This is a genomic window from Flavobacterium sp. LC2016-01 (genome assembly GCF_009711135.1).
Taxonomy (GTDB): domain Bacteria; phylum Bacteroidota; class Bacteroidia; order Flavobacteriales; family Flavobacteriaceae; genus Flavobacterium.
Window position 1 is genome coordinate 133,302 of sequence record NZ_WMIC01000005.1, and the last position, 18,324, is coordinate 151,625.

An 18,324-nucleotide genomic window follows, 5' to 3' on the forward strand; every position below is an offset into this window, starting at 1 on the left:
GTGCTGTTTTCTTTGAAAAAAGAAAGACCATATAAGAAAAACAAGTTAAATTAAGTTTTTTCAAGCTTTACACTCTGGTATGAAAAAGTTCTCGCAAAGACGGAGAAACGCAAAGTTTATTATCCTTTGCGGCTTAGCGTCTTTGCGAGATTTTTTTAAGTTCAATTTAAATGAACTTATATCACTTATATGGTTTTAAAAAACTACAAAAGCGAATGACAAGTCATTGCATTTGGCTGAGGCACTCCCATTAATTCTAAAATTGTTGGGGCAATGTCACCTAAAACACCATTTTGAATATTTTTTAATTCTTTGTCCACTAAAATAATCGGCACTGGATTTGTTGTGTGGGCTGTATTTGGGCTTCCGTCAGGATTGATCATTGTTTCGCAGTTTCCGTGATCAGCAATTACAATCGTAGTGTAATTGTTGGCAAGAGCAGCGTCAATTACTTTTTTGGCGCAAGCATCAACAGCTTCACAAGCTTTAATTGCTGCTTCCATAATTCCGGTATGTCCAACCATGTCTCCGTTTGCAAAATTCAAGCAAACGAAATCAACTTCACTTTTATTTAATTCAGGAACAAGAGCATCAGCAAGTTCGTAAGCACTCATTTCTGGCTGTAAATCATAAGTAGCCACTTTTGGAGAGTTTCTTAAAATTCTTGATTCTCCTTCAAAAGGAGTTTCTCTTCCGCCAGAAAAGAAAAATGTCACGTGCGGATATTTCTCAGTTTCAGCAATTCTGATTTGTTTTTTGCCTGCTTTTTCTAAAACTTCACCAAGTGTTTCAGTGATATTATCTTTATTGTAAACTACTTTTACGTTTTGGTACGTTTCGTCGTAGTTTGTCAATGTTACATAATATAGGTTTAGTTTGTGCATATTTTGTTCGTGGAAATCTTGCTGAGAAAGTGCCTCAGTAAGTTCACGGCCTCTGTCTGTTCTAAAATTGAAGAAGATAACAACATCGTCTTCAACAATAGTTGCTAATGGTTTTTCGTTTTCACCAACTATAACAACAGGCTCGATAAATTCATCTGTAACGTCTTTTTCATAACTGGCAAGAACACTTGCAACAGCATTTTTTGATGGCGTTCCAACTCCGTTAACCAATAAATCGTAAGCTAATTTTACACGTTCCCAGCGTTTGTCACGATCCATTGCATAATAACGGCCAACAATTGAAGCGATTTTTACAGGAGTATCTTTAATATATTCGTCTAAATCGTGAATGTATTTTGCTCCAGATTTAGGATCAACGTCACGTCCGTCTGTAAAAGCGTGAACATAAACCTGATCTAGACCATATTCCTGTGAAGCATCAATTAAACCGCGAAGGTGAGAAGTATGAGAGTGAACACCTCCGTCAGAAACTAATCCTAAAAAGTGTACTTTTTTATTGTTTTCTTTTGCGTAAGTAAAAGCATCAATCAAAACTTGTTCTTTTGCAAGTGTTTTGTGTGCTACAGCCAAGTTTATTTTGGCTAAATCCTGATATACAATTCTTCCGGCACCCAGATTCATGTGACCAACTTCGCTGTTTCCCATTTGTCCTTCAGGTAAACCAACATTTAATCCGTCGGTTCTAAGCTGTGCGCTTGGGTAATTTTTGTAAAGACTGTTTATAAAAGGAACATTTGCATTGTCTATTGCAGATACTTTAGGGTCAGGAGATTTTCCCCAACCATCTAAAATCATAAGGATAACTTTCTTGTTCATTACTTTTTGTTTTCTACAAAGATAAATCATTTCTATACTTTGCAAGAAGACCGCGATACATTTATGTTTAATAAAATGAAGCGTATTAAAAAATAATAATTTAATTGAAGAAGGACTTATTTTTTAAAATTAATTCACGCTAAGCTCTCTTTCTGAGTTTATTTTTGACAGCATTATAGTCAATAAAATATTTAACACTGATTGAAAAAACATGTTTTAATGCATCATTGTTAAGCAAAGCCGTTACGTTATCTTTAAATTGTTTGTCAATAACGCGTTCAAAATTGTCGGCACTATTTCGGTATAATATAGAAACCTGGCTTCCGGGCGCGAACCACCAAGAGTAGGATAAATCAGCATTCCAGGAATAAAAACTTGAATTTTTATTATCTGTATATTCTGGATAAGGAGTTAGTGTGCCGTCTTGCTCCAATTGCAAAATATCTAAATTTTCGGCATACGACCAATATTGTCTAATCGATAAATTAAAAGTCATCGTACTGTTTAAGGCATATTTTCCGCCAAGCGTATTGGAGTAAGTAACTACATTTCGATTAGCAAAAACAATGTTATCTGGCGTACTTTCATTATCATCACCATCTACATGGTCGATATAACCTTTGTTGTTGTTTTTTCTGAAAAAGCTGAAATAATAAGTCAAAAGTAATTTATCATTAAAACGATATCTTGGTCCAACATCAACTCCATAAGCCATTCTTCCCGGTTCGTCTGCAAATGCGATTGAAGGATTAAGATCTAGCGCAAATTTATGATTGTAATTGGTTGAAACACTTCCCCAAGCTTCAAATCTTCTTGGGACAGTAACATACCTGTTTTCTGCTCTAGGTTCATAATAGTCATGAGATTCAAGAGGATAAACGGTAAAACCTGCTCCGTAATAATTATTTTTTACGGTAGAGAGATTTACATTTGCATTAATGCTGTTGTCTTGAATTAGTCCAGATTCTTTATTGAATTCGGCATACATATTATAGTTGACTCTAAAACTATTGAAAAGCTTCGTCGGATTTAGAATTCTATAATTTGCATTTCCATAAAAGTTGTAATAGTTGGTGTAAAAGTTGATACCAAGATCATTTGGATCATAACCTTTAGTCACAAAATCAGAACCAACGCTGTAACGATATTTTCCACTAGTTTCGGCAAAACCAACCGTGGTAAAAACACCATTTTTATCTTCTTCTTGATTAATATGACTGTATTTTGCATTTCCGTATAAGCTGTAAGTGTTCGCTTTTGTGTTTAAATCCCAAGCCAGGCCTGTTACGTTTGCATCTCTATAATGAGTGTTTCTGGTGACATTGGTATTAATAAAAGTTACTGAAGAGTTTTTGCGAAAACGCTGATCCAGTACTAAAACATTATAATTAGTTAAAGGTTCAACAATTACACTTCTTGTTTCGTTAGAAATAGTATCTTTTATTGTAGCATATGTTTTTTCGGTAACGGCATTTAAAACTCCAATTCCTAATCCTCCTTTAGTTCTTCCTGAAACTTTTAAAGCATTAATAAGATTAACGTTTTGAACATTTTCAATGATTTTTTCATTATCATTTAAGTCAGGATCAATTGACGGACTTCCTCCAATTCGTCTTGAATAAAAGATATTTCCTTTTTTAAACAAGTCGGTTCCTTCTGTAAAAAAAGCACGATTTTCATTAAACTGCTGTTCAAACGGACTAAGATTTAAAATTCGATCGTCATATTTTGTCTGCCCAAAATCTGGAATCAAAATAGCATCAAGCGTAAAAGCATCATTGATTCCGTATTTAATATCCATACCGCCTTTCATTTGACCATATGTTTTTTGGCCATCAGCAGCATTTAAATAATAAGAAGCATACGGCAAAAAGAATAATCGAGTAGGAGGTTTGATATTTTCGATCCCGGCTAGTTCACCATTTTGCTGTGTAAAAGTTCCTATTTTAGTATCAATTAAGTTCCAAGTGTATTTTTTGCGTTCGCGTTTTACTTCTCTGAAAAAATTAATTCCCCAAGTTTGTTTGTTTTCTGCCGAAAAACGTAATGCAGCATAAGGAAGTTTAATTTCTACCATCCAGCCTTTGTCTGTAATTCTGGCTTTGCTGATCCAAACGGCATCCCACGAATAGTCTTCTCCAATGGCATCGGTCATGATACAATCTCCCTGAACATCCGCAGCAGAAACAAAAAACTCAAAATTTTGCTGACCATCGTTAAAACCATTTACAAAAACGCCAAAAATATCGGCAGTACCAAAATTATCGCGCTGTGATATTTCTTTTAAAATTTTATTTGGTTCATCGTCATACATTATTGCGCCAATATAAATGGCGTCATTATTATATAGAACCTTGATTTCTGTTTTTTTTCCGTCAGGAATTGCCTTGCCGTTATCAGGTTCAAACATGACAAAATTAGAAGCAATCGGTGCGTTTTCCCAAGCCGCTTCGTCTAGCTTTCCGTCGATCGAAATAGTTTCCACAGTGGATTGTGCCTGAAGGATTTTCTTCTGGCTATACGTCCAAAAAGTAGATAAAAGAAGGCTTAAGAAAACTAATTTTTTCATGAAATTTTAAAAGAAAATGGCGAATTAAAATGATATTACTGCATTAATAGACTTCGATTTGTTCTAATTGTTACAGTTTTGAGGAGCAAAAATAATGTTTAATTGTATTTTCTTTAAGAAAATGCGTAAAAACGTTTAGATTTTAACCATAGGTAAATATCTTACAAAAAGAATGATTTTTTCTTCAAAATGCAAATTTTTTACTGTTATTCTGTTAAAGTTTAAACAAAAACGCACTGATTCAGTGCGCTGAGTTTCAATCGCTATAAAATTTTTATATTTTTGCCTTACCCAAATTTTATTTTTAACCTAAAGAAATTCAATGATTTACAAAACTTTCCCCTTGCTGGTGTTTTTCCTATTATCTTTTGGTAAAGATTCAAAAAACACTCCCGTTATTAAAAATGAGAATGTAAAAAGTATCGCTAAAGTTGAGAAACTTACAGTTGATGCAAAAATTGAAAGTGTTTACAGCTCTTTAAATTCGAACCATTTTCAGTTGCCGGAACTTAAAACCTTTACTGAAGCTTTAAAAGGTTTTTATATTTTAAAAGAAAGAGGAGTTGTTCAAAAAGACATTTTAACGCTTATTGACTTCAGTTTGTCTTCAAACAGCAAACGTCTGTGGGTGATTGATTTAGCAACTAATACTGTTTTGTATCAGTCGCTAGTGGCGCACGGCAGAAATACAGGTGAAGAATTTGCTTCATCATTTTCAAATAACAATTCATCTTTTAAAAGTAGTCTTGGTTTTTATGCCACAGGCGAAATTTATCAAGGAAAACACGGAGCTTCACTTCGTTTAGATGGCTTAGAAAGAGGATTCAACAGCAATGCCCGCGAAAGAGGTGTGGTAATGCATGGCGCTGATTACGTGTCAGAATCTTTTATAAGAGATCACAAAAGATTAGGCAGAAGCCAAGGTTGTCCTGCAATTCCTTTTGAATTGAGAGATGAAATAATTGAAACAATAAAAGGTAAATCGTGTTTGTTTATTTATCATCCATCAAGAAGTTTTTCGATGGAAGAAAAGCTAATCTCTTAATTTAGCATACAAATCCGAATCCAGATTATAAATATCAGCTCTAAAAATGAGCTGATTTTTTTTGCTCCAAGCGGTCCAATACCATTGATATAAAGCGTATTTTTTTGTGATTTTGAAACTCATTGTTTTTTTAGAAGCAATTATTGTATCAATTTTCACTTTTGAAAATCGTACTGTATCGTTTAAAATATGTTCAGCCAGTTCCAAAGGATTTTCGATACGAACACAGCCAGAACTTAAAGAACGGTTGCTTCTGCCAAAATAGTTTCGGTGATTCGTATCATGCAAATAAACACTATGATGGTTTGGAAATAAAATTTTCATAACACCAAGCGAATTCGTGTACCCTGGACTCTGTACATATCTATAATTGTTAGGTTTATTTTCGTTCCATGCAGTTGGTTCAACAACATGCCCGGCAGTATCATATATAGTGATGCTTTTATTAGCTAAATAATTTCTGTTTTTTTTCATTGCCGGAACAACATCTTCCTTTAAAATAGTAGGAGGAACGGTCCAAGTTGGGTTAAAAACAACCGTTTTTAAAGTTGAGGTTATAATTGGCGTTTTTCTTTTGCTGGTTCCTACTACAATATTTCTAACTAAAGTCGTGTCTTGTTCTTCAACAACATTCAAGCTGTAATCTGGAATGTTTATGATGAAATAATTTTCGGCAAAATCGGCAGTAAACCATCTCCAGCGTTCTAAGTTGGCTATAATTTGCTGTTTTCTTTTTTCTTTAGAATAATTGAGTTCTCTGATGGTTCCTTGACCAATAACTCCGTCAGCAGCCAAGCCGTGTCGTTCTTGGAATTTCTTGATTGACTCAAATGTTTTTCCGTTGTAAGTTGTAGATAAGCTGTCTTTTCCAGTCATGTCTCCCCAAAACAGCAGTCTTTTTTTGATGTTGATTAGCGCAGCATTACTCTCGTTTAAACTTATTTTTTTTGTCAAAGAATCAGTAGTTATCTTTTCGATATTTTCATCGGGAAAAGTATCAATAATTTCTAGTGCTTTAAGCAATTCTTTATAAGTTTCTGATTTTGGCTGAATGTTATAGACAATACTATCTAATTTATTTTTATTGAAAGCTTTAATAAGAACATCATTCACGTCAAGAGTTTTTTCGTCCAAATCCCAATCCGTGTATAATTTTTTAGGATCTAACTTTCCTTTAAAAAGGTGACTTAAATATTTTTCGAAATTATAAGTCAGTAAAATATCATAAGCTGCTAATTCAGTATCACTAAGCGAGCTGATTCTTTTTTCGAATTTCTGCAGCTGCGAAACTTTGTAATCTTCCGGTTCTAAGCCTAGTTTGTCTGAATTTTGTAATTGTGATAAAACGTAAGTTCTTTTCTTTAGATTTCCCCAAACGGTTTTGTTTTCAGATGAATTATAAAACTGTTTAAGCGTTTCACTTTTATAAGCACCTATTGCTGCGGTGTCAATTTCGACTGATCTTTCATTTGTAAGGATAATTGCCGGTGCCTTTTTTTTGACAACAGGAATGATTTTCGGCTCGTCTTTTTTACAGCCGATAAAGATGCATATTGCCAAAAAAAAGTAAAGTTTTCTCATGTTATAATTTTTTATACATCAAATAATGTTCGCCGACATCTTTAATATCAAATGCTTCACCTAGAGTCTGGTAGTTCATTTTTTTATAAAATCCTACGGCAGCAGTTCGTGCATTAAACCAAATTAATTCGACCTTGTTTTCATCGCAGTAGGTTTCGCAATGTTTAACTAAAGCTTCGCCAAATCCTTTTTTCTGATGTGTAAGCAAAACCGCCATTCCGCGGATCTGCGCTTGATTTTTTTCGGCAAATATAGGGTTGATTTGAGAAAATAATGAAATAATTCCTGTTAAATTATTATTTTCAAATAAACCAAAATGATGTGTTGTCTCTAAATCATCTCCTTCAAAGATGCAGCTTTCTATAGGTTTTCCTTCTCTTAGAACAGGCTGCCGAACGATATAAGTTTCTTTTGAAGGGATTTCTTTGATAATATTCATAAATTTTAAAAAATAATTGATTTTATAACTTTTTAATTTTAAATGGGTTATAATTTTTTGTTGATTTTTATTGATTTTTTTTGCCCAAAAGCTTGTTTTGAACTTAACTTTCTTTTTATATTTGCACCACCAATGCGAAAGTAGCTCAGTTGGTAGAGCTCCAGCCTTCCAAGCTGGTTGTCGCGAGTTCGAGCCTCGTCTTTCGCTCTAAAATAAATATTTTTTAATTTTTATTTTGTTAAAAGTTTAAAATTATTTATATTTGCACCCTGTTAATGCGAAAGTAGCTCAGTTGGTAGAGCTCCAGCCTTCCAAGCTGGTTGTCGCGAGTTCGAGCCTCGTCTTTCGCTCTTCAAAAGCCTCAAACATTGTTTGAGGCTTTTTTGTTTTTGTTCTAATGCAAAGCCTAATATTTCAAATTCCAAATCCCAAAATTAAAACAGATTAAGGCAAAATTGGAATTTGGAATTTAAAACATTGGAATTTTATTTTAAATTGCTCAAATCGCTTTCTGTTTCTAATTCTGTCGGAGTTTCATTTTGCTTGAACAAGCGTGCCGTCAAATCTCCTTTCAGAGTGATTTTGTCTCCTTTTACTTCCAGCCAGCTTCCTTCTCTTAAACCTAAAACCGGAATAGAATTGAAAGCATGAAATTCTTTAATTCTAGTCTCACGGGTTTCTCCCATGTGTTTTGACTGTAAATCTGGATCTAAATAATGCGGATTTAAGTTGAACGGAATTAAACCTAAAGTCTGAAAACTTGGAGGGTAAATTATAGGCATATCGTTTGTAGTCTGCATCGATAGTCCACAAATGTTGCTTCCGGCACTAGTTCCTAAATATGGCGTTCCGTTTTTTACAGTTTCGGCAAGAAGCTGCATGATGTTGTGTCTGTATAATTGTGTTACCAGTAAAAAAGTATTTCCTCCGCCTGTAAAAATTCCTTCTGCATTTTTAATGGCTTCTTGTGCATCTTCAAACTCGTGAATTCCTTTCACTGAAATGTTGATTGATGCAAAAGCCTCAGAGACTTTTTGAGTATAATCATCATGCGAAATACCGCCAGGGCGTGCATAAGGTATAAATAGAAGATTTTTGCAATTTTTAAAATGAGATTGTAAAGTAGGTAATAAGTACTCTAAATAACTGCCTTCGTGAAGAGTAGAAGTGCTCGCAATGATAACGCTTTTCATAGTTTTTTAAAATCAGATTCTGTATGTTAAAGATATTAAAAACTCTCAGTTTGATGACGATTGTCCAAGTTTAATTAACATATTTTTACCAAGTCCTTAATATTAAATTTGGAACACATTAAGATATTTTTACGGCTTTAAGAATAATTTTAAATATTTATCATTTTGATTAATAAAATTGCTTGCTTTTTGTTTGTGGTTTGGGGGCAAAACGTTTGCTCACAGGTTCAGGAACGAACTTTAATTAACGGTAGAATAGCTTCTAGCACTTCAGATCTAGAAGGTGTTTACGTAATTAATGCTCAAACTGAAGCGATGACGGTGACAAATGCTTCAGGAGCCTTTTCGATTATGGCGAATGTTGGCGATACGCTTGTTTTCTCGTCGATACAATTCAAGGAAAAAAGAGTTTTATTAACAGCTGATAATTTTTCAGATATTAATTTTACTGTAAAGTTGAGCATGGTTATGAATCAATTACAGGAAGTTGTGGTTAGGAGTTATAATGGGATAAATGCTGAATCATTAGGAATTGTTCCGCACGGACAAAAAACGTATACCCAAGCCGAAAGAAGATTGCGTACAGCAACGGCTTTAGATCCTGAAGCGGCTAGCGAAAATGGAATGGCTGGAGGATCATTTTTTATAGATCCGTTGTTGAATTTTTTTTCAGGAAGAACGGCAATGCTTAAAAAAGAAGCGGAAGTAGAGAAAAAAGAAGCTTTTATAAAGCTTTTGGAACGAATGTTTACTTTGGATCATTTTGTTAACCGGTTAAAAATCCCTTCAGAATATGTAAAAGGCTTTGAATATTATGCAGTCGAAAATGATAAGTTTACAGTAATTTTGAACTCAAAAAACAAAACTTCTACAGAGTTTTTGCTGGCAGAACTGGCGACCAAATACAAAGAAATAATTGCAAGTGAAATCAAATAATACGTTATATATAATCCTCTTTTTGTTGCTCGCGCAATTTGGTTTTGGGCAAAATTTGGTCCGAAAAGAAATTCTTGGACAAATTCTTGAACAGTCAACTTCTGTCGACGGCGTAAATATTATCAATAATACAACGCAGGTTTCGACAATTTCAGATGTAAACGGAATGTTTTCGATTGCAGTTAAAGAAGGAGATGTTCTTGTTTTTTCATCTGTAAATCTGGATCCGCTTAAGCATAGAATTACTGCCGAAGATTTGAATTTGGATAAAATTCAGATCAAAATGACAGCAAAAGAAATTGAATTGAAGGAAGTTGTTGTGAATGAAAATCCGCAGATTACAACTCAAAATCTTGGCATTGTGCCTTATGGGCAAAAAACATACACTCCGGCAGAAAGGAAAGTATATACGGCCACTTCGACCTCAATAGATAAAATACTGAATAAAATTTCTGGGCGTACAGCAATGCTGAAAAAGGAAGTGGTTGTGGAGAAAAAAGAGATGCTTTTTAGAAAATTGGAGTATCTTTTTGAAGAGAATTATTATACAGATCGGTTAAAAATTCCTATCGATGACATTAAAGGATTTCAATTATTTTGTGTGGATGATGCTCAATTTGCCGTATCTTTGAATACAAAGAACAAAACAATGAGTATGTTTTTAATCACAGATTTAGCCAGAAAATATTTAATTATCCTCGAAAATGAAAAATAGTTTAGCAGTATTCGTTGTTTGCTTGTTTTGTCAAATTGCACTAGGGCAAAATACAGCCAGAATACCACTTCACGGACAAGTGGTAAATACATCATTATCAATTGAAAGCGGTCATGTAATGAACATTAATGCAAACGCCAGAACTTTTATAGGTGCTGGAGGATTGTTTGACATCTTGGCAAAACCAAAAGACACTTTAGTATTTACGGGAATGGCATTTCAATCAAAAAAAATTGTGCTGACTGAAAAAGATTGTGCCGAAATTCTTTTTACTGTACCATTAGAATTGGTAAACAATCAATTAAAAGAAGTTGTTGTTCATAAAGATTTAAAAGTAAAAACGCTGGGAGTAGGTTCTCAGGCAATTGTAGATATGCAGTTTGAAGATGATAAACAGTCAACGGCAAAAAACAGTGCAATGTACTCTGATCAAACGATTAAATATGGAACTGATTTTGTTAGAATTTTTAAAGATATCAAAAAGCTTTTAAGAAAAAAAGACGATGTGAAAGAAGAAGAAATATCAGATATTGCTTTTGTTGCTTATACAAAAGACAATTTCAAACCTGATTTTTTTACTAAGACATTAGGGTTAAAAGAAGATGAAATAGATTTATTTTTAATGTATTGTTCTAATGATCCAGAATCTAAAAGACACGTTGATCCTGATCAAAAATTTGAATTGATTGACTTTCTAATCAATAAAAATAAAGAATTTAAAAAATCGAACGTTGTTCAAAAATGAAAAATAGATTAATTTATCCTTTAATCGGGATATTGTTTTTATCGCTTTCCGCATTTGCATTTCATAAATTTTATATGGGTGTTTTTCAGGTGAATTATGCCTCTGAAAAAAAAATGATTCAGATCACTTCCCGCATATTCGTAGACGATTTGAATAAAGGATTGGAGAAAAAATACCATAAAAAAACATTCATTGGTACAGAAAAAGAAACTCCAGAAGATGTTGAGTTGCTGAAAAAATATCTGGCTGAAAATTTCACTATTAAAGTAAATGGCCAGTCAAAAGCGATCACTTTTTTGTCTAAAGAAGTGGAATCAGACGATGTTTTAGTATGTTATTCCCGAATAAAAGACATTGAAAAGTTTAAAACACTCGAAATTTTAAACTCTATTTTAGTTGATTGGAATGCTGAGCAGCAAAACATTACACATATTTCAGCGTTTGGTACCAAAAAGAGTGTGCTTTTTACAGAATCTTCAAGGAAAGAAGTGTTAAAGTATTAATGGGGGTGTGAAATTATCATTTTAATTGTTATTTTCACACCCTGATAAAATTACCATTAAGCTTTTATGAAAAAACTTTCATTATTATTACTTTTTCCTGCAATGCTAGTTGCTCAGGAAAAAGCAAATACACCAGCGGTTCCAAGGCAACAAGGAAAGTACGACACGAACAAATTCAGCCAAATGTATGATTTGCTGGCAACTCCAAATATGTTCCGTACGGCATCTGGAGCACCAGGACCAGCTTATTACCAACAGCAGGCAGATTATAAAATCGATATCGAGCTAGACGATAAAAATTCGAAACTTACAGGTTCTGAGGTTATTACTTATTCTAATAATTCGCCAGACAGTTTAGAATATTTATGGATTCAGCTAGATCAAAATCAAGCAAAAGCCAATACACAAAGTACTTTAGCGGAAAGCGAAAAAATCAATCAGGTTTTACCTCTTGATGGTTTTTCTAGCAAATACCTTAAAAAAGATTTAGAACGTGGTTTTAATATCGAGCAGGTAAAAGACGCAAAAGGAAGCCCAATGTCATACACAATCAACGAAACTATGATGCGTGTTAACTTGGCGACTCCTCTAAAACCAGGTGAAAAAATTTCTTTAGCTATAAAATGGTGGTACAACATTAATAATTACAGAAAAGAAGGAGGACGTTCTGGTTATGAATTGTTCGAAAAAGATGGTAATAAACTATATGTAATTGCGCAATTCTACCCAAGAATGGCAGTTTATAACGATGTTGAAGGATGGCAGAACATGCAGTTCTGGGGAAGTGGAGAGTTTGCTCTTCCTTTCGGAAACTTCGATGTAAATATTACAGTTCCTGCTGATCACGTAATTGATGCAACAGGAGAATTGATGAACAGAAGTGAAGTTTTCACTGCTGAACAAGTAAAACGTTACGAACTAGCCCAAAAATCTTTTGACAAACCTGTTGTAATTGTAACTCAGGCTGAAGCTGAAGCAACTGAAAAAGGTTTTTCTGAAAAGAAAAAAACATGGAAATTCAGCGCTAAAAACGTACGTGATTTCGGAATTGCATCTTCAAGAAAATTCATCTACGATGCAATGGCTGTAAAATTAGGCGGTAAAGTTGTTATGGCAGAATCGGTTTATCCAAAAGAAGCAAATCCGCTTTGGGGAGAAACTTCTACAATGACAGTTGCGCATACTTTAAAAAGCTATTCATCTCATACTTTTGATTATCCTTATCCAAAAGCAGTTTCTGTTTCTGCAGAAGATCAAGGTATGGAATATCCAATGATTTGCTGGAATTTTGGTCGTCCTGATGAAAATGGAGTAACAAGCAAAGAAGTTAAAAACGGAATGATTGGTGTTGTTATTCACGAAGTAGGACACACTTTCTTCCCAATGATTGTAAACTCAGATGAGCGTCAATGGACTTGGATGGATGAAGGTTTGAATTCATTCTTAGAATATTTAGCAGAACAAGAATTAGATCCAACTTTCCCTTCAAGACGCGGACCAGCTAAAAATATCGTTCCTTACATGAGCGGTGACCAGAAGTTTTTAGAGCCAATTATGTCAAACTCTGAAACAATTGCTCAATTTGGAAATAACGCTTACGGAAAACCAGCTACAGGACTTAATATTTTGAGAGAAGTAGTAATGGGAAGAGAATTATTTGATTATGCTTTCAGAACCTATGCAAACAGATGGAAGTTCAAGCACCCAACTCCTGAAGATTTCTTTAGAACTATGGAAGATGCCTCTGCGGTTGATTTAGATTGGTTTTTCAGAGGATGGTTTTACTCAACTGATTTTGTAGACATCGGAATTAAAGATGTTAAACAATATTATGTTTCTGAAACTCCGACAGCTGATTTAAAAGATGTAAAAGTTAAAAAAGGACGTTTTGGAACAGATAAAGGACCTTTCGTTTATTTGGTTTCTGGAGATAATGCCGAAGTAAATGCTTCAAGCAAAAAAGCTTTGAAAATTGAAGACGTAAAAACGTTATCATCATACGTAGATCAAACTTTTACTGCAGAAGAGAAAGCAGCAATAAAATCACCAAAGTATTTTTATGAAGTTGAGTTTAATAAACCAGGCGGCATGATTATGCCAATCTTAGTTGAGATTACTTACGAAGATGGTTCAAAACAAAACTTCCAATATCCGGCACAAATTTGGAGAAAGAATAATGATACAGCTAAAAAAGTTTATGCAACTTCAAAAGCGATCAAAAGTATTCAAATTGACCCAAAATTAATGACTGCTGATATTGATGTAACCAACAACGCTTGGCCAAAAGCTGAAGAAAAATCAAAATTTGACTAAGAATAAAATTTAAAAGACTCTGAAAAGAGTCTTTTTTTTTTAAGTAAATTTTAAAACTCTACGCAGCAAAATTTAATATCTTTGTGACCACACAAAAATTAAAGATATGTTCGGTATAGGAGGAGGAGAATTAGTTTTCATACTGTTTATAGTATTAATGCTTTTTGGTTCAGATAAAGTGCCAGAGATTGCCCGTACAATGGGAAAAGCGATGGCGCAGTTAAAAAATGCAACCAATGATATTAAAAGCGAGATTCAAAAAGGAGCTGAAGCAAATGGCCTTGACACCAAATCGCTTACTGATATAACAGGCAATATCAATGCTCAGATTACTGAAGCAAAAACGAATCTGCTGGGAGATTCGGGAAATCTTTTAGGAGATACTGCAACAGAAATTGATAAAGTAAAAGAAGATATTGATTCGCTTTCAGGACCTATAAAACGCCAAATGTAATATGCTTGAAAAAATAAAGGAATTAGATACAAACCTCTTTGTGTATCTGAATGGTTTAGGTTCTGAGACATATGATAAACTTTGGCTGATTATTACAAATCAGTTGTACTGGACACCTTTTTTCCTGTTGTTGTTCTATCTTATTTTTAAAAAAATTGGAGGAAAACAAACCTTGTATGTACTGCTTTTCATAGCAGTTTTAATAGCTTTTACAGATCAGACTTGTAATTTATTCAAACATACTTTCGAACGTTTGCGTCCATGTAATAATCCAGATTTAAAATCGATTATTCGTATTGTTCAGGTTAGGATATCTTATAGTTTTTTCTCTGGGCATGCAGCAAATACTATGGCGGTAGCAACCTTTTTATATTTGGTTTTAAAAAGCCGTATTAAGTATTTAGGCTTCCTATTTTTGTGGCCTTTAATTTTTGCTTACAGCCGTATTTACTTAGGATTGCATTATCCAGGCGATATTTTGGCTGGATATTTCTTCGGAGCGCTTTTCGGGTCTTTGATTTATTTAGTTTACCGAAAATTAAAACCGCAATATTTTCCGGGATAATTTTTAGAAGCCATTTCCAGCTTTCCGTTTCAAGTCCTCACTAAACAAAATATTTTTCTAAACCATAAAACGAGCTTCCGCTGGTCGCTGTTTTTTGGCAAGAAAAATTATTTTTTTTAGCTCCGGGCTTTTCACTTCAATCTGGGCTAGAGCATTCATTTTCAATAGAAATTTTTAGAAATAGTTTACTTCAATTAAATTAGAACTTAAAATTTTCTAATTCTATAGCTTCCTCAAAATAAGTTTTAAATTTTTTAGATAATTCTGCATCTTTAAATTTTACGATAGTATACGAACTATCCCAAGCAGTAATTTCAAAAAATGAATTTTCAACTTGAAATTTATCATTATCCCAAACATTGTCATTACCTTCTGCAAACGGAAAGTTTTTTTTATCAAATATTGGATTTTCTGTTTTTTTAACAGCAGATATTACGCCCCAGATAATTTGAAAATCCGTTTCAACTAATTTTTTAAAATCTTCCGACTTAACTAATGAATAATTTTTCGTTAAATCAATTGACAGCTCTTGTTTCGAAAAATTCACAATATCTAAATCAGACACTACCCAATTAAATTCGGAAATGTCTATCCATAATGAATTTAAAAGATTGTTTAGGTTTGTATGATAATCTAATTTCTTTGAGTTTTTTATTATCCAATTCAAAATTTGTCGATTTTATAATTTGTGTAATATCTTAATTATTTTGAATAATCATTTTTTCACTCCATTCTAATCCTTCAGGAAGTAGTTGTTTGCTGAATTCAATATGAATAACTCTTCTTCTTTCGTTATTTGTAGTTTTGTTTGAAGCATGGAATAATAGCGGTTTCATAATCATAATACCGCCTTGTTCAACTTCGCATATTGTTTCTTTTTCATTTTCAAAATCAAGATTTTCGATTCTCAAAATTCCTTTTGAATGAGAATTATTGATGACTTTTAAAGCACCATTGTCTTTTGTAGTTTTGTCAATATGAATTCTGATGGTGAAATTGTTTTCCAAAATTTCTACGGGTGGCTGTACCGCAAATTGATTTTGCTTTACAGTCCAATTATCGAAGTTTTCAGCTTCAATTTTTTTATCTACTGAAATTGTTAAATCTTGATGATAAGCGACAAACCAATTTGATTTTTCGGCCTTGTCAAAATAAATTGATTTAGTTATGAAATACCCTTTTCCAAAATTAGAATCAATAATTTCTTTTAAATTTTGATTAAAAATAAAGCTTAAAGTCTCAGGTATTTCTTTATGGAATTGTCTGATAGCAAATAAATCTTGAGATTTTCTGAAAGTCGAGTTATCAGAATCATTTTCGGTTTTGTTTTCAATTAATGAAATCAGTTTTTCGATTTCATTTTCTGTATAAACATTGTTTATAATAGAGAAACCTTCAATATTTATTTCGTTCAAAAAAATCATCTTTGAAATCAATTTTTATAATTACCAATATAAAAAAACTCAGAACCTTAGCATCTTAGAACCTTTTTTAAAGTACTCTGCTCACCGTCAATCCATCACGAATGGGTAATAAAATAGTTTCCACTCTCGGATCATCTTTTAAAAGCTGATTATATTCTAAAAGTACTTTTGTACTCACATCGTTTGGATGAACTGGTTCCAGAATTTTCCCGCTCCACAAAACATTGTCAGATAAAATAATCCCGCCTTTATTCATCTTTGGAACAATCATTTCCCAATAGTTCAAGTAGTTTTCTTTGTCTGCATCAATAAAAACCAAATCAAATTTCACATCAATTGCCGGAATAATATCTACGGCTTCGCCTAAATGCTGAAAAATTTGATTTCCCCAAGGTGAGGCATCAAAATATTTTCTTTGAAAATCAACCAATTCTTCTTTTATATCAATAGTATGCAATTGGCCATTTTCCTGCATTCCTTCGCATAAACACAAAGCAGCATAACCGGTATAAGTTCCTATTTCAAGAATATTTACAGGACGAATCAATTTAGAAAGCATGCTCAAAACACGTCCTTGAAAGTGACCGCTGAGCATTCTCGGTAAAAGAATTTTTTGATACGTTTCTTTATTAAGTTTTGCTAATAAGGCTGGTTCGTTTTCAGAATGCTGTTCGATGTAATCTTCAAGTTCTTGTGAAATAAAATGCATTTGTAGAGTCTTATAAATTTGAAGCAAAAATACAAAAATAAAAGCTCAATTTTTGAAGCATAAAAAAACCATTCGGGTAGGCGAATGGTTTCTAATTCAATTTTTAAATGAAATTATTTTTTCAAAGCTTCATTTACTTCTTTTGCTGTTTTAACAGTTCCGTCTTTTGCTGCTTTCGCCGCATTTTCTACTTTTTGGGCTCCTTTTTTAGTGGCGTCTTTTACGTCTTCAGCTGCTTTTTTAGTTGCATCTTTCACATCTTCTGCCGCTTTTTCTGTTTTGCTTACTGCAGTATCTTTAACTTCTTCAATATCTGTTGTCAATGAATCAACTTTGTTTCCAAGAGTTAACTCTTCTTCTGCAGGTTTTGGTTCTTTTTTCTCGCATGATTGTACAGCGAACGCTAATAAAGCAACAACAGCTAAGCTTAAAATTTGTTTTTTCATAATGAATTTTCTTTTTAGGTTTATTAAAAAATAAAAGGTTATATCGTTGAACAATAAAAATACAAATTTTAAAATTATTGCGCGCTTTGTAAGATTATTTTTCTTTTAAGAGCTAGACAATTCTTGTGCCAAACTTTTTAGTTTTAGAATAGAAACTTCTTTTTTTGATAAATTTATTTTTAAGAAAAATTATCTGCTGTTCTAATTCAATCGAACTCGCTGCCACAAGTGAGCTATTTAATAACTAAAACATTTTCATTTTTTGCAAAATCAGTTAAAGTAATATTGAAAAGTATCGTTAATTCTTTGCCCGCTCTAACTACACCAAGTGCAGCTGACGGAGGCGTCATTTCAAAATCAGTAAAAGTAATTCGGTTAGAGCCTTGAAAAACAAAAGTACTGTTGTCATACGCTGTTACTTTTATTTGGGTTTTATAATCTTTACTTGCACCAGCGATCGTGAAAGTTCCAGTTAGTATCCATGTTGTTTCGTTTACTTTTTCTGCAGATTTTAAAACGTATTTAATGTATTTGTATGTTTTAGTATCTAAAGTTTCATATGCTACATCGTCCATGCTGGTTTTACTGCTTTTTATGCTTTCTGCTGGCAATGTAATGGTTAAGTTTTTAATATCTGTAAGTTTTGAATCTGTAATGGTCAAAAAAGCACTGCCAGTTCCTTCAGAAGATTTCATTACCCAATCATGTATGTTAGAAGTTCCAGCAACCTCAAAAATTGATTTTGCTAAACTGAATCTCTTTTGTGCATTTACTTGAATTGAGAATGTAATTACTGCGGCTAATAAAATTAATTTGATCGGTCTCATTTGTATGTGGTATTTAGTTAAACCTAGATAACTTATAATTCGAATTTGATTTTAAATTATAAATCCTATCTTTTTCTTGAGTCAAATTTATTGTGAAGGAATAGTAAAAGAGCTGATAAAAATCATGGTTAGGGTTTTA

The 18,324-nt window shown here is 33.0% G+C and carries 18 protein-coding genes and 2 tRNA genes; 10 read left to right on the top strand and 10 right to left on the bottom strand.

What is annotated here, in order from left to right:
- Positions 1 to 203: 203 nt before the first annotated feature.
- Together gpmI and GKZ88_RS11840 are read right to left on the bottom strand one after the other, a co-directional pair.
- Positions 204 to 1,721: a 2,3-bisphosphoglycerate-independent phosphoglycerate mutase gene (gpmI, locus tag GKZ88_RS11835; RefSeq protein WP_155102585.1), complete on the bottom strand. Its 1,518-nt coding sequence runs from the start codon at positions 1,719 to 1,721 to the stop codon at positions 204 to 206.
- Between the two features lie 139 nt (positions 1,722 to 1,860).
- Entirely contained in the window at positions 1,861 to 4,290 is a 2,430-nt protein-coding gene (locus GKZ88_RS11840; RefSeq protein ID WP_155102586.1) for a DUF5916 domain-containing protein, read from the bottom strand.
- A gap of 322 nt (positions 4,291 to 4,612) precedes the next feature.
- Here GKZ88_RS11840 and GKZ88_RS11845 point away from each other — a divergent pair, with 322 nt between their 5' ends.
- A complete protein-coding gene (locus GKZ88_RS11845) occupies positions 4,613 to 5,335 on the top strand; it encodes a murein L,D-transpeptidase catalytic domain family protein (RefSeq protein ID WP_155102587.1) in 723 nt (240 codons plus the stop codon).
- Here the strand turns inward: GKZ88_RS11845 and GKZ88_RS11850 are convergent.
- Together GKZ88_RS11850 and GKZ88_RS11855 are read right to left on the bottom strand one after the other, a co-directional pair.
- The gene (locus GKZ88_RS11850) at positions 5,324 to 6,916 is read right to left on the bottom strand and encodes a L,D-transpeptidase family protein (protein ID WP_155102588.1); all 1,593 of its coding nucleotides are present in this window, start codon (positions 6,914 to 6,916) and stop codon (positions 5,324 to 5,326) included. The genes GKZ88_RS11845 and GKZ88_RS11850 overlap by 12 nt on opposite strands.
- Before the next feature lies 1 nt (position 6,917).
- On the bottom strand, positions 6,918 to 7,355 hold the full coding sequence (locus GKZ88_RS11855; RefSeq protein ID WP_155102589.1) for a GNAT family N-acetyltransferase: 438 nt from the start codon (positions 7,353 to 7,355) through the stop codon (positions 6,918 to 6,920).
- A gap of 134 nt (positions 7,356 to 7,489) precedes the next feature.
- On the opposite strand from GKZ88_RS11855, the gene GKZ88_RS11860 reads away from it, so the two are divergent.
- A tRNA-Gly gene (locus tag GKZ88_RS11860) sits at positions 7,490 to 7,562 on the top strand.
- Positions 7,563 to 7,632: 70 nt separating this feature from the next.
- Positions 7,633 to 7,705, top strand: a tRNA-Gly gene (locus tag GKZ88_RS11865).
- Positions 7,706 to 7,840: 135 nt separating this feature from the next.
- Here the strand turns inward: GKZ88_RS11865 and pepE are convergent.
- Complete coding sequence (gene pepE, locus GKZ88_RS11870; RefSeq protein WP_155102590.1) at positions 7,841 to 8,548, bottom strand: dipeptidase PepE; 708 nt, start codon at positions 8,546 to 8,548, stop codon at positions 7,841 to 7,843.
- A gap of 165 nt (positions 8,549 to 8,713) precedes the next feature.
- On the opposite strand from pepE, the gene GKZ88_RS11875 reads away from it, so the two are divergent.
- From GKZ88_RS11875 to GKZ88_RS11905, 7 genes are all read left to right on the top strand, one after another.
- Positions 8,714 to 9,484 carry a carboxypeptidase-like regulatory domain-containing protein gene (locus GKZ88_RS11875; protein ID WP_155102591.1) on the top strand — a complete coding sequence of 257 codons (771 nt, stop codon included), beginning with the start codon at positions 8,714 to 8,716 and terminating at the stop codon, positions 9,482 to 9,484.
- A 55-nt stretch (positions 9,485 to 9,539) separates the two neighbouring features.
- A complete protein-coding gene (locus GKZ88_RS11880) occupies positions 9,540 to 10,199 on the top strand; it encodes a carboxypeptidase-like regulatory domain-containing protein (protein WP_230392515.1) in 660 nt (219 codons plus the stop codon).
- Positions 10,189 to 10,944 (top strand): hypothetical protein, encoded by a 756-nt coding sequence (locus tag GKZ88_RS11885; RefSeq protein ID WP_155102592.1) that lies wholly within the window; start codon positions 10,189 to 10,191, stop codon positions 10,942 to 10,944. The genes GKZ88_RS11880 and GKZ88_RS11885 overlap by 11 nt, the downstream gene beginning before the upstream one ends.
- A complete protein-coding gene (locus GKZ88_RS11890) occupies positions 10,941 to 11,447 on the top strand; it encodes a DUF6702 family protein (RefSeq protein WP_155102593.1) in 507 nt (168 codons plus the stop codon). Before GKZ88_RS11885 ends, GKZ88_RS11890 begins: the two co-directional genes overlap by 4 nt.
- Positions 11,448 to 11,513: 66 nt before the next feature.
- On the top strand, positions 11,514 to 13,760 hold the full coding sequence (locus tag GKZ88_RS11895; protein WP_155102594.1) for a M1 family metallopeptidase: 2,247 nt from the start codon (positions 11,514 to 11,516) through the stop codon (positions 13,758 to 13,760).
- Between the two features lie 106 nt (positions 13,761 to 13,866).
- The gene (locus GKZ88_RS11900) at positions 13,867 to 14,214 is read left to right on the top strand and encodes a twin-arginine translocase TatA/TatE family subunit (RefSeq protein WP_155102595.1); all 348 of its coding nucleotides are present in this window, start codon (positions 13,867 to 13,869) and stop codon (positions 14,212 to 14,214) included.
- 1 nt (position 14,215) lies between these two features.
- Complete coding sequence (locus GKZ88_RS11905) at positions 14,216 to 14,779, top strand: phosphatase PAP2 family protein (RefSeq protein ID WP_155102596.1); 564 nt, start codon at positions 14,216 to 14,218, stop codon at positions 14,777 to 14,779.
- Positions 14,780 to 14,978: 199 nt separating this feature from the next.
- On the opposite strand, the gene GKZ88_RS11910 is transcribed toward GKZ88_RS11905, so the two are convergent.
- From GKZ88_RS11910 to GKZ88_RS11930, 5 genes are all read right to left on the bottom strand, one after another.
- Positions 14,979 to 15,446: a hypothetical protein gene (locus GKZ88_RS11910; protein WP_155102597.1), complete on the bottom strand. Its 468-nt coding sequence runs from the start codon at positions 15,444 to 15,446 to the stop codon at positions 14,979 to 14,981.
- A gap of 31 nt (positions 15,447 to 15,477) precedes the next feature.
- Entirely contained in the window at positions 15,478 to 16,203 is a 726-nt protein-coding gene (locus tag GKZ88_RS11915; protein WP_155102598.1) for a phytanoyl-CoA dioxygenase family protein, read from the bottom strand.
- A gap of 67 nt (positions 16,204 to 16,270) precedes the next feature.
- On the bottom strand, positions 16,271 to 16,912 hold the full coding sequence (locus GKZ88_RS11920; RefSeq protein ID WP_155102599.1) for an O-methyltransferase: 642 nt from the start codon (positions 16,910 to 16,912) through the stop codon (positions 16,271 to 16,273).
- A 113-nt stretch (positions 16,913 to 17,025) separates the two neighbouring features.
- Positions 17,026 to 17,358 carry a hypothetical protein gene (locus tag GKZ88_RS11925; protein ID WP_155102600.1) on the bottom strand — a complete coding sequence of 111 codons (333 nt, stop codon included), beginning with the start codon at positions 17,356 to 17,358 and terminating at the stop codon, positions 17,026 to 17,028.
- Between the two features lie 233 nt (positions 17,359 to 17,591).
- Positions 17,592 to 18,185, bottom strand: a complete 594-nt coding sequence (locus GKZ88_RS11930) for a YceI family protein (protein WP_155102601.1) — start codon at positions 18,183 to 18,185, stop codon at positions 17,592 to 17,594.
- Between the last annotated feature and the right edge of the window lie 139 nt (positions 18,186 to 18,324).